Origin of the sequence: Tritonibacter mobilis F1926 (assembly GCF_000376545.2) — a bacterium.
Classification (GTDB): domain Bacteria; phylum Pseudomonadota; class Alphaproteobacteria; order Rhodobacterales; family Rhodobacteraceae; genus Epibacterium; species Epibacterium mobile.
The window spans coordinates 805,151-816,320 of sequence record NZ_CP015231.1 but is presented as its reverse complement, the minus strand read 5'-3'; the positions used below and the strand labels follow the sequence as shown (position 1 = coordinate 816,320).

Genomic DNA, 11,170 nt, shown 5'->3' with positions numbered 1-11,170 from the left:
TGAACCCCGGTAACCCCTGAAAGAGAAAACAGATGAAAAACTATATCCAACCCGGTGAAAAAATCACCATCAAAGCACCCGCAGACGTCTTGTCTGGTGGTGGCGTTCTTGTCGGCTCAATGTTCGGTGTCGCCGCCGTTTCAGCCAAAGAAGGCGAAGACGTAACCATTGTGCGCAAGGGGGTTTTCAATCTCAACAAACTCCCGGCGCAGTCATGGGATGAGGGGGCGAAAGTCTATTGGAACAACACTGCCAAACAGTGCACCACCGTCGCCAGTGGCAACGCGCATATTGGCTATGCGGCATCGCCCGCCGCTGACCCGTCTGACAACGGCATTGTAGTCCTGCTCTGATGCAAGGACCGTTTCGCGGTGTCGCCAGCTCGCTCGCGCGGGCTTTTGGTGGCACCGTCACACTGCACCATGGAGCGCCTCAGGCGCGGGATACTATCGCAGTCTTTCGAATGGTTCCGCGTCGGGTTGAGGGTCACAACGGCTTAGAGATTGAGACGCTGGTGCCTGTTCTGCGCGCTCCGCGCCACGAGCTTGCTGATCTCAGCGAGGGTGATCTGGTCGATCCCAAAGACGGGCAGATTTATCGGTTTCTCTTTCTCGAGGAAAGCTCAAGCCCCGCCTCTGATGCCCTTGTCACCGCACAATTGGAGGTGGTCGAATGAGCTCCACCTTGGTTGCCAAAGAGATCCGACATCGCTGCAAGGCCGCGCTCAAAGCCGCCGAGATTACGGTTGATGCTGGGTCTGGTCCCACTGTCGCGCTGTTGGATGTCGCTCCCGCCGGTTGGGTGGTGCCTGAGGACAAGTTGCCAGCCCTCTATGTGTTTACTGCTGGTGAGACTGTTTCTCATGAGAGTTTGCATGAGGTCACGCGAATTCTCTCCCTTGATGTCGTTTTGATGGCGCGAGGCGGTGGCGATCCTATGGATCAGCTTGACGATATGCAGCTTGGCGTTGAGCAAATCATGATCGGCGCGGGGGGCTTTGGTCTCGCGCGTTCCAACCGGCTTGTGTCTGTCGAGATCGCCCAAAATCAGGGCGCGGTGCTGATCGGTACGCGGCTGATGAAATTCGAGATCACGTTTGGCGTCACGCCGGATGATCCATCCCTTTAACCTCTAAAAATCGGAGTTTCGGAAATGACCGTAACGAGCGCCCAAACTGGCATGAAGTCCACCTTTTCCATCGGTGATGGTGTAGATGGTGGCTCTACAGCTTACACAGAAGTTGGCTTTGAGGTCACTTCAATCACCTCGCCCGCGATCACGCGAGAAACCATCGATGTGACGCATCTGAAAAGCCCCGATGATTTCCGCGAATATATCGCAGGTTTGCTGGACACTGACCCTGCAACCATCGCTTTTAACTACAACCCCTCGGCTGCTGATGCACTCTATGCGGCTATGCTGGCGGGTAAGGGCGATTTCCGCATTACCTTCCCCAATGGTGTGAAGATGGATTTTTCTGGCATCCCTCAGAGCTGGAAACCCGGCGATCCATCGACAACCACAATGGCGGGTGAGTTCACCGTTAAGCCTTCTGGCAAGCCGGTGCTGGTTGCCGCTTAACGCGGCACCACCCAACCCTATTTTTACTCCAACACCCTACGAGGCGTCCCGATGGCGAACAAAGTGCGCGGCCAAATTGCGGCCGATTTTGAAGGCGAAAAAATCAACCTGCTCCTTTCGACAAATGCGATTTGCGAGCTTGAGGACGCCGCCGATCTGCCAATTGATGAGTTCCTTGATAAGTTCTCTGAGGGCCGCAAGCCCCGCATGAAGGATTTGCGCCTGCTGTTCTGGGCGCTGATGCTGGGCGAGCGCCCCAAGGCCACGGTTGAAGAGGCTGGCGCTCTCATTGATGGCCTGCGCGGTGATCATGAGCGGATCATGACAGAGGCGATTATGGCGGCTTTCCCAGATGCCTCTGAGGCCGGGGATGGTGAGCCGGGAAAGTAAGCGACGGGCGGGCAGCTTGGGATTGGTTGGAGCTGCACCGCACTTATGTCGCGCACGGTCTGGATGCAGATAGTTTCTGGCAGATCACACCGCGCGAAATGGTTGCTCGTCTGGATGGTGCGCGCCGCCACTTGATCGCTGAGCAGGATGGCCGCGCTTGGCTCGCGTGGCACGTCGCCGCTTTATCCCGCCAGACCAAGCTGCCCGATCTCGGCAGCATGTTCACACAAGAGAAACGGCAGGAGCCGCAAACCCCTGAGCAAGTGCGGATCAGTGCCGATCAGCTCTTTCTTGCATGGGGTGGCGATCCTGAGCAGCTCGCGCAGGTACGCGAGAAAGAGGGGGCTTCCTGATGGCTGGTCAGAATATCGGAAACCTCAAGGTTTCGATCGGCGCGGATACTTCGGATTTGTCTCGGGGGATCGGGCGCGCCAAGGCGCTCATGGGCAGCTTGTCGCGCGCAGCCAAGATGACGGGCGTCGCTGCTGGTGCCGCCTTCGCCGCCGCAACTGCTGGCATGGTTGCCATGACGCGCGGCGGGCTTGAGGCGGTCGATGCGCAAGCCAAGATGGCACGCTCTGTCGATGGTTCCATTGATGGCTTGCGCGCCCTGCAAATCGCCGGTGGCGATGCGGGTGTTGCGGTGAGCGAAATGAATGGCGCGGTGCAGATGATGGGTAAACGCCTCGCAGAGGCCGCGCGCGAGGGCACCGGCCCGGTTGCGGATGCACTCAAACGGCTTGGCCTTGATGCGCGTGAGTTGATGGGAATGGATGTTGATGCGCGTTTTGGCGCTATCGCAGATCGCATCAATGATATGGGCTTGAGCGCACAGGACGCCGCCGGACTGATGCGCGAATTTGGTGTGCGGTCCAATGAGGTTTCACTGGCTCTGTTGCAGGGATCGGGCGCAATTCGATCCGCGCGCACAGAGGTTGAGAAATTCGGCCTCAGCATGACGGATGAAATGGCAGCTAAGGTTGAGGCGGCAAATGACGCCTTGAGCCGTATTAGCTTTGTGTTTGAAGGGATGCGAAATCAGCTCGCGGTGGGGCTTGCCCCGGTGTTGCAGCGTTTGGCTGTCAATTTCCAAGAGGCCACCGTTGCCGGTGGTCCGCTACAGACTGCGATATCTTCACTGGTTAGCGGGTTCTCCAACCTCGCGAGTGCAATCCTTGATCCAGCTTTTATTGAAGCTGCAACCTTATTTGGCGTCACTATCGCAAACGCGATTAGCGGCCTTGCCCGCGTCGTGGTTGTCCTCGCTGAAAACGCGGAAATCGCGGGCACGGCCATGATTGCCTTGGGTGCAGCCATGGCGTTTTTCTCCGGCCCGATCGGCCTCGCTATCGCGGCGGTTTCTGGCGGCATTTTCCTGCTGTCAACGCGCCTTGGCAAAAGCGCTGAGGCGGCGGATGCTGCGGCGGAAGCTGAAAAGCGATTGCAGGCCGCTCTTGACCTCGTTGACACGTCAAATGAGGCAGCGGTTGCCTCTGGTGAGGCACTCATTGGCACGCACATTGATCAGGCTCGCGCCGCGATTAGTGCTGCACAGGCTGAGTTGGCGCTGGTTCGCGCTCGCGAAAAGGCGGGCAATGATCTCTTGGATCAAAACCCGTTAACCGCCGGTGGCAACAGTGGTTATGCGGAAGATATGGCAAAAAACACCGCTGCTGCCGAGGCTGAGCTAGATGCTGCTGAGGCGCAGCTTGAGCGCTATATGAAAATGCTTGAGGGATTCAAACGCTCTCAGTTCCCCTCGCAAGGCAGCGGTTCAGATGGTTCGCCCCGTGTCCCTGCCGGGGGAGATAAGCCTGACAATGGCCCGGCTGATGCAACGGAAAAGTTTCGCACTGAGCTTGAGGCTTTGATTGATCGGCTGGACCCTGCTTCGGCCAAGACAAAGATGATGGCGAGGGATCATGCCACACTGAGCGCCGCGTTGCTCAAAGGTGAGATCACGCTTGAGGAATACAACGCTCGCGTCGAACAGCTCAAAGAGCATTATGCCGATTTGCCTGAGAAAACCTCAGCCGCTGCATCCGGCTTAGCTAAGGTCAACGATGAGCTTTCTAAGAACCCTGCTGCGCAAATGGCAGAGGATGTTGAGGGAGCAATCGGCAATCTGATCACACGGATTGATAGCGGCAAAGATGCTTTGAGAAACTTCGCCATTGAGTTGGTCAAGATTTTTGCCATTCGCGGAATTTCGAAGATCTTAGGCGGTGGCGATTGGCTCACCGGTGACTTGCTGAGCATTCCCGGCAATGCGCTTGGCACCGACAATTGGCGCGGCGGCTTGTCGTGGGTAGGCGAGCGAGGGCCAGAGTTGGTGAATTTGCCAATGGGCGCTCAAGTCATCCCAAACAACAAGATTGGGCAGCTTGGAGGCAGTGGGATGCAGTTCACCTATGCCCCAAGCATTGATGCGCGAGGGGCATCTTTGCAGGCGGTCCAAGAACTTGATCAGCGCATGCGCGCAGACGCGGCACAGTTCAACGCAAAGGTTGAGCAGGCTGTGATGAAGGCTAAGGCCGGAAGGAAAATGTCATGATCTACCCGCGCTCTGATTTATTCGATCTCTGCAAGGTTCGCGATACCGCCTTTTGGCCGATGCATCGGCAAGAGTTGAGCCGTACGGCGGGGGGTAGGACCCAAGCGAAAGATCTCGGCTCCGCACTGTGGCGCGTGAGTGTGACAACCTCGCCTGCCCCACTCGCGGATGCCGCTGATATTGAGGCTGCGCTGATTTCTCTGAATGGTTCGGTTGGGTCATTCTTGGCTCATGATGTGCGCCGGCCATTCCCGCGTGCTCACGCGGCGGGGGATTTTGACGATGTCGCGACCATCACCGCGCTAGATGTAAATGACAGCGCTTTCGGGGTACGGTTGGCGGGCATGCCGGAGGGGTTCACTCTGTCTGTTGGCGATTATCTCGGGTTTGAATATGGCCCAAACCAAACTCGGGCGTTGCATATGGTCACGGTCGGTGGGCTGTTTGATCCGGCTGGAAATCTTGATGTTGAGGTGTTTCCTGCCATCCGGCCCGGCGCTCAAATTGGGGCGGCGGTGACATTCAAGCGCCCATCTTGCGAGATGATCTTAGAGCCGGGGCAGCAAGCCCCGGTCATCACTGAATTTGTTGCGTCGTCTGTGACATTTTCAGCCATCCAAATCATCTAACCAATTCCAAAAAATCAGGTGAGTATCATGCGGGAAATTCCTGTAAGCACTCAGGCTTTGCTTGAGGCTCAAACTCTCGTTGTGCGTGACTTTATGCGGATCACGGCGCGCGTGCGATCAACGGGCGAGCCGATCACCGAGGGTTTTTGGTCCGATGTTGGCGACGTTGCCGCCACCGTCATCGACGCTGATACTGGCCTCCCCGCGGTTTACGATTTCCGAGGTGTCGGCGCTCTTATCTCAATCGATCCGATCCCGATGGTTTCTAACCTGACGGTTCAAGAGGTTGAGGTGAAGTTCTCTCAACTGGATGACCGGGTGAATGAGCTTCTGAGGCTTTACGATATCCGGCAAGCCAAAGTTGAAATCTATCGCGGCGAATTTGACCCTCAATCAATGCGAATGGTTGAGCCTGCAAGCTCGCGGTTCGTGGGGTTTGTTGATGGTGCGCCCGTCGAAACACCATCAGAGGGAAATGAGGGAAGCGTTTCAATCAAGTGCGTTTCTAGCGCTCAAGAATTAACGCGGGGCAATCCCGATATGCGCAGCCATGAAAGCCAGATAGGCCGGGCTGAAGGAGATGATTTCTATACCGATGTGACCACTTGCGCTGATTGGCTGATTTTCTGGGGCAAGCGCGGGTCTATCCGCAATGGTTAGGAGCATCATTCGCACGGCCAAGCCTGAGGATCGGTTTGGCGTCGTGTCCATGTGTCGTGAGTTTCACAAGGTCTCTGGCATCCCGTTTGAATTTAACGCCGCACATGCGTCACGGACTGCTCAGGAGTACATTGAGGGACCGGATAGGCTGTGTCTTGTCCTTGAAGTTGATGGCGCGCTCTCCGGCGTTCTGGCAGCGTCAATCACGGTATCCCCCCTTGCGCCCGTCCGTCTCGCTCAAGAGTTGGTTTTTTGGGTTCATCCCAGCCACCGGGGGCGTTTCCCCTTGAGGATGTTGCAAGCCTATGAGGCGTGGGCGCGCACTGAGGGGTGCGCTGCTGCGGGTCTCTCTGGCCTCAATGATGTCCGGGTTTCGCATTTCTTTGAGCGCGCCGGTTTCGGTCTCTCTGAAAATAAGTTCCTAAAAATTTTGAGGTGATTTGATGGCTGTTTTTTCCGCAATTGCTGCTGCTGTAACCGCCATTTCCAGTTGGACTATTGGGCTGGGCGCGCTTGGGACATTCGCCGTTGGCAATTTCCTGCTCCGGGCCGCTGTGCAGCTCGGTGTTTCTGCGCTCGCAAAAGCCTTCGCCAAGAAATCTAACCCCATTGAATCAGATCCGTTTTCAATTCAGGGCAACGTGCGTACCGGTGGCAGCGTTCCTCGCTCCTTTGGGGTCGGGGAATACCTAACTGCTGGCTCCTTGGTCTGGCACTCGGAATGGGGCCGCTCCGGTGACACGCCAAACGCGTATTACACTCAGGTTATCGCGCTGAGCGATTTGCCCGTTTCCGGCCTGAAGCGAGTGTTTATTGACGGTCAATCCGTCACGCTCGAAGACGTAGGCGCAGAGGGCGGGCTCGCCGCAGCCGAGTACCGTGTGAACGGGCAAGATCACGCTTGGGTTAAGTTCTACGATGGCACGCAAACGGTAGCCGATAGCTTTCTGACCGGTACAGTAAACGCTGGATCTCCACGCGGATACTCCGCAGCTCGTGTCGGGGTGGGGATTGCTTATGCTATCGTAACATTTCGGATCAATCAGGAGATTTTCGCAGGGTTTCCGCGCACCAAGTTCGTCCTTGATGGCGTCAAGATGTATGACATTTCCAAGGATAGCACTCAGGGGGGCGATGGCGATCACCGTTGGAATGACCCTGCAACGTGGGGAGGTGATGGCGATAAGCTTCCCGCTGTTCAGGCTTACAACCTTGCGCGTGGTCTGTTCTTTGGGGGTGCGTGGTTTTATGGCTTGCAGGGGCTCACTTCTGCTCGCCTCCCTGCCGATCATTGGATTGCGCAAATCGAGAAATGCCGTGCCGGTGTGCAGGGCGAGCAAGGTCTTGAGCCTTTGTATCGGTGCGCGGGCGAAATCACCGTCAATAGCGAAATGGGGAGCGCTTTTGAGGCTATTCTGACCTCCTGCGCGGGCCGCATGAGCGAGGTGGGTGGCGTCTTCAAAATATATGTTGGCGCGCCTGATGCGCCAATTGCACACTTTAATGATGATGACATTCTGAGCCTCGCGCCACAGACCTTCACACCTTTCTTCGGTCTGAGTGACACAATAAACGGCGTGATCGCCTCATACCCATCGCCAGATGAGGGGTATGTGATGAGATCCACCCCGCCGCTCTATAACTCTCAATTCGAGAGTGAGGATGGTGGGCGTCGCCTGATGACTGACGTTCAGCTCTCTTTTGTTCCGTATCCTGCTCAAGCTCAGCGCCTGCTGCATGGCGAACTTGCAGCGGCCCGGCGTGCGCGGCGTCACACTCATTCTTTGCCTGCAAAGTTTCGGCTGATTGAGCCGGGTGATGTTGTCGAGTGGTCGAGTGCACGAAATGGGTATCAGGCAAAGCAATTCCGGGTTGATGGTGTCATTGATCTGCCGAATTGCGATCTCATTGTTGATCTAACTGAGGTAGATCCCTCGGATCATGGCAGTTGGGACCACGATACCGATTACCGCCCGGTAATTCCTTTTCCTGTTGTTCCCGCGCGCCCTGCTGCGCAGGCTGTTGTTGGGCTCACAATTTCCTCATTTGTGATCGCAGGCACCTCTGGTGGAGCTAATCGCCCCGGCTTGCTTGTTCGCTGGTACACTCTGGTGGACGATATTGCTGGACTGAAATTTGAGGTACGCTTGGCATCGAGTGGCGTTGTTGTGGCGCAGCCTCAAACCCATTCGTTCGAAACCGGCTCTTTCGTTATCTCTGACGGGATATTGCCGGATGTGGGTTATCAGGTGCGGGCAAAGTACATTCCCGGTGTTCCTCGCGGTGTGGAATGGTCGGAATGGTTAGATGTTGTATCGGATGACATTCGCATTGCTCTTGATGATCTGGCGGATGAAGTCACCCAAGCCATCGACACCGCGCAGGCTGCGGCGGATTTGGCGGCGCAGGACGCCACGCAGGCGCTACTGGATGCGGCGACGGTTCAGGACAATCTCACGAATGCAGTGGCGTCACTTTCGGTGGATTACACTGCCGTGCAGATCGCCGCGCAAGCCGCAGAGGACGCACAGCTTGCGGCAGAGACAGCCGAGAACAGCGCCGCTGAACATCGTGGTGTTGTGGTGTCTACGGCCATCGATCTGCTGCCCTCCGATTTCCGTGACGATGATCGGTATTGGGCACATGCGATTTCCGGTGATCCTGCCACCAAGGGCGGTGTGACCAGCTCCATTGGGTTCCGCGATGTGGCGGGGCAAGGGCGGGTCGCATGGGTGACAGCGGATCTGGCGAGCAACGCTCATCTGGCCCCCAAAGGCTATATCTCGCCCGTGCAGGGGCGCAGATACCGCATGACCATTGTGGCGCGTCACCTCGGCCCGCTTGGAGCGGGTCCGCACTTCAGTTCGCAGTGGCGCAAGTTCAATGAGAATTATGGTTTTGAGGGTTCCTTTGGCCAGCAGAATATCAGCTTTGCAACCCAAGACACTTGGGAGACCTTTGCCAGCGACTACACAATGTCGGGCGATGATGCGGCCTATCTGTTTGCATTTCCGTATTTTATTGCAGCCTATCAGAACCCATCCGCTGAAATCGAAATCGCCCGCGTCCTGATCGAAGATGTGACCGAAAGCGCTGGGGCTGCTGGCGCGGCCAGTGCTGCGGCCAATTCCGCCTCAGTGGCAGGGGCCAGCGAGACGGAGGCAGGCCAAAGCGCGGCTGCGGCTCAAACCGCAAAAACGGCGGCTGAAACCGCTCGCGCCGGGGCAGAGGTAGCCCAAACCACCGCAGCAACATCCGCATCTGATGCGGAAAATGCTGCGGCCAGTGCAGCCACCAGCGCCAATATCGCGGCACGGATCGGGCCGCGTGGAGCCTGCGTTATTGATGACCCATTGTTTGACAGCTACCAGCAAGGCGGCTGGAATGCATGGCAGACCGCCCCGGTGGCTCTACCCAATGAGGTCTATCCAACCGGCAACACCCTGCACTTCGATATCGGTGCTGTGAACGCAGGGACCTATATTGCCAACAGCAGCACATGGAGCGGCGCGCAAAACGCCGACGCCTATGTGGTTGAGGTGGAGTTCACGCTCCTCAGCGGCGCGGTGACCGGCGCAGGGGTGTTGCTGGATTGGGATGTACCGGGAGACCGCAGGCGGCAGATCCCATTGTCTGACATGCTGCGCGATCCCGTTACGATTGGACAGGTCACGGTTGCGCAAGCTGTGTTTACCCGCCCGGATATGGGCGGTGCGACCTTTGTTGACCATGACCTCTATCTGATGGCGAACTTTTCGTCATTCGGTCTGACTGCAAAGAACATCAAGTTTCACCGCATGTCGGTACGCGTGGCGACCAATGAAGAGCTGGGGCAAGGTCAGGTCGCCTCTCAGATCAGCGCGGCGGTCACCGATGAGGCGATAGCGCGCGCCTCAGCGGTGGACGCCCTGACCTCGGTGCTCACCAGTCAGCAGTCGCAAATCGATGGGATCAGCAGCAGTGTCACGCAACAGGGCACCACGCTGGCCACACTTGATGGCAAGGTGCAGGCGATGACGGGCCTGACCGCGACAACCGTCGATGTGAATGGCGAAACCCGGATTAGCGGCATCCAAGCCACCAGCTATGCCAACCCGGATGGGTCCGGTGGATCGCTGTTGAAGCTGATCGGTGACGATGTGGTGGCCGAAGGCACACTGTCGGCCAACAAGTTGGTGGTGGGCCTTGGTAAGAACCTGCTGGGCAACACGGATTTTGCGGATGGCCTGCAAGGTTGGGACAACAAGGGCGGTCTTGGAAGTGGTCGGGAAGATGCTTCTATCGGCCTTCGTACGGCTGGCAGTTCATGGGCAGGTAAATACTACCCAACACTTGTGGTGTATCAGGCGAGTGCGGGCACCGATGGTTATCTCGACATCACTTACCGCCCCCCGATGGTCAACGGCGTGGCTCCCGCATATGGCGTCTCGATTTCAGACAATGTTGGATGGGTTGAGGCAAGCGTTTATGCCTCTGCGCACCGGTGCATTGTTGCGTTGCGCATGGAGTTCAGGAACCACAATGGCGACGTCCTGTCCTACACACCGTTGTTGGCGACCGCCACTGCCCTGTCTGATTCAGGGAACCCGGATAAGTGGCCCCGTCTCTGGGGTAAGGCTGAGGTCCCCACGGGGGCGGCATATGTGACGATCCATATTCGCAAGATGGCCACCAACGCCGGAAGCAACGACAGTTGGATGTTCCTGCACAAGCCTCAGCTTGTGGAAACCACCGGAGCCGCCAGTCAACCAACCCCTTACAGCCCGCAAGGTTCTACCCTGATCAGCGGCAACCGCCTCGCCACGGGTGCGGTGACTGCCGAAAAAATCGACGTCAATGAGCTGTCGGCCATCACTGCGAACATCGGTCACTTCAAGAGTGCCGCCAGTGGTGAGCGCGTTGAGATCGAGGATGACCGTATCCGGGTGTTCGACAGTAGCGACGTCGCGCGGGTGGTCATTGGGAGGCTTACCTAATGTCCTATGGGATTGAGATGAGGAATGCGGACGGGTCATTGGTTCTGGAAGGTCAGCAGACCCTGCCGCGCCGGGTGTTTCGCATCGGGTGGTCTACGACTTTCACCGGGTCACTGGGCACCTTTCCAGACTTTGATGAGAACCGGGGGGCCTTGATGATGGCTCCGCTGGGGTTCCGCTACACCATCTATGACAATTTCGTACATGGCGAAGCTGCAGGCCCCGGCGCGCGCAGCGGCGAGTTCTTCTACAACCCAATCTCCATGCCGACCCTGCACTGGGACAATTCCACCAAGGAACTGAGCGCAGTGGCCGGGGAAACCTACGGCACCAATGCTGTGTTTCTCTGGTTCGCTTGGGGCATTCACTACAGGTAGTTT

The 11,170-nt window shown here is 57.3% G+C and carries 12 protein-coding genes; all 12 read left to right on the top strand.

From position 1 onward, the window contains the following. Positions 1 to 32 precede the first annotated feature (32 nt). The 12 genes from K529_RS19315 to K529_RS19260 are packed head-to-tail and all read left to right on the top strand — an operon-like array spanning position 33 to position 11,167. A complete protein-coding gene (locus K529_RS19315) occupies positions 33 to 353 on the top strand; it encodes a DUF2190 family protein (RefSeq protein WP_005635105.1) in 321 nt (106 codons plus the stop codon). After that, positions 353 to 676, top strand: a complete 324-nt coding sequence (locus tag K529_RS19310) for a head-tail joining protein (RefSeq protein WP_005635102.1) — start codon at positions 353 to 355, stop codon at positions 674 to 676. Before K529_RS19315 ends, K529_RS19310 begins: the two co-directional genes overlap by 1 nt. Continuing rightward, a complete protein-coding gene (locus K529_RS19305; protein ID WP_005635099.1) occupies positions 673 to 1,128 on the top strand; it encodes a hypothetical protein in 456 nt (151 codons plus the stop codon). Before K529_RS19310 ends, K529_RS19305 begins: the two co-directional genes overlap by 4 nt. Before the next feature lie 24 nt (positions 1,129 to 1,152). Next, entirely contained in the window at positions 1,153 to 1,581 is a 429-nt protein-coding gene (locus tag K529_RS19300) for a phage tail tube protein (protein ID WP_005635096.1), read from the top strand. A 51-nt stretch (positions 1,582 to 1,632) separates the two neighbouring features. Continuing rightward, the gene (locus K529_RS19295; RefSeq protein WP_005635094.1) at positions 1,633 to 1,971 is read left to right on the top strand and encodes a GTA-gp10 family protein; all 339 of its coding nucleotides are present in this window, start codon (positions 1,633 to 1,635) and stop codon (positions 1,969 to 1,971) included. A gap of 26 nt (positions 1,972 to 1,997) precedes the next feature. Beyond that, entirely contained in the window at positions 1,998 to 2,324 is a 327-nt protein-coding gene (locus tag K529_RS19290) for a hypothetical protein (RefSeq protein WP_005635092.1), read from the top strand. Next, positions 2,324 to 4,525, top strand: coding sequence for a phage tail tape measure protein (locus K529_RS19285; RefSeq protein ID WP_052699542.1), 2,202 nt, complete (start codon positions 2,324 to 2,326; stop codon positions 4,523 to 4,525). The genes K529_RS19290 and K529_RS19285 overlap by 1 nt, the downstream gene beginning before the upstream one ends. Beyond that, on the top strand, positions 4,522 to 5,154 hold the full coding sequence (locus tag K529_RS19280) for a hypothetical protein (protein ID WP_005607667.1): 633 nt from the start codon (positions 4,522 to 4,524) through the stop codon (positions 5,152 to 5,154). The genes K529_RS19285 and K529_RS19280 overlap by 4 nt, the downstream gene beginning before the upstream one ends. Positions 5,155 to 5,181: 27 nt before the next feature. Beyond that, a complete protein-coding gene (locus K529_RS19275; RefSeq protein WP_005607664.1) occupies positions 5,182 to 5,814 on the top strand; it encodes a hypothetical protein in 633 nt (210 codons plus the stop codon). Next, positions 5,807 to 6,253: a GNAT family N-acetyltransferase gene (locus K529_RS24105; protein ID WP_005607661.1), complete on the top strand. Its 447-nt coding sequence runs from the start codon at positions 5,807 to 5,809 to the stop codon at positions 6,251 to 6,253. The genes K529_RS19275 and K529_RS24105 overlap by 8 nt, the downstream gene beginning before the upstream one ends. A 4-nt stretch (positions 6,254 to 6,257) precedes the next feature. Then, positions 6,258 to 10,790 (top strand): phage tail protein, encoded by a 4,533-nt coding sequence (locus K529_RS19265; RefSeq protein ID WP_052699543.1) that lies wholly within the window; start codon positions 6,258 to 6,260, stop codon positions 10,788 to 10,790. Further along, positions 10,790 to 11,167, top strand: a complete 378-nt coding sequence (locus K529_RS19260) for a hypothetical protein (protein ID WP_005632031.1) — start codon at positions 10,790 to 10,792, stop codon at positions 11,165 to 11,167. Before K529_RS19265 ends, K529_RS19260 begins: the two co-directional genes overlap by 1 nt. Positions 11,168 to 11,170 lie beyond the last annotated feature (3 nt).

Excerpts from the sequence above, each read along its gene's own strand:
- K529_RS19315 (WP_005635105.1), top strand. The coding sequence starts at position 33 with ATGAAAAACTATATCCAACCCGGTGAAAAAATCACCATCAAAGCACCC.
- K529_RS19310 (WP_005635102.1), top strand. The coding sequence starts at position 353 with ATGCAAGGACCGTTTCGCGGTGTCGCCAGCTCGCTCGCGCGGGCTTTT.
- K529_RS19305 (WP_005635099.1), top strand. The coding sequence starts at position 673 with ATGAGCTCCACCTTGGTTGCCAAAGAGATCCGACATCGCTGCAAGGCC.
- K529_RS19300 (WP_005635096.1), top strand. The coding sequence starts at position 1,153 with ATGACCGTAACGAGCGCCCAAACTGGCATGAAGTCCACCTTTTCCATC.
- K529_RS19295 (WP_005635094.1), top strand. The coding sequence starts at position 1,633 with ATGGCGAACAAAGTGCGCGGCCAAATTGCGGCCGATTTTGAAGGCGAA.
- K529_RS19285 (WP_052699542.1), top strand. The coding sequence starts at position 2,324 with ATGGCTGGTCAGAATATCGGAAACCTCAAGGTTTCGATCGGCGCGGAT.
- K529_RS19280 (WP_005607667.1), top strand. The coding sequence starts at position 4,522 with ATGATCTACCCGCGCTCTGATTTATTCGATCTCTGCAAGGTTCGCGAT.
- K529_RS19275 (WP_005607664.1), top strand. The coding sequence starts at position 5,182 with ATGCGGGAAATTCCTGTAAGCACTCAGGCTTTGCTTGAGGCTCAAACT.
- K529_RS24105 (WP_005607661.1), top strand. The coding sequence starts at position 5,807 with ATGGTTAGGAGCATCATTCGCACGGCCAAGCCTGAGGATCGGTTTGGC.
- K529_RS19265 (WP_052699543.1), top strand. The coding sequence starts at position 6,258 with ATGGCTGTTTTTTCCGCAATTGCTGCTGCTGTAACCGCCATTTCCAGT.
- K529_RS19260 (WP_005632031.1), top strand. The coding sequence starts at position 10,790 with ATGTCCTATGGGATTGAGATGAGGAATGCGGACGGGTCATTGGTTCTG.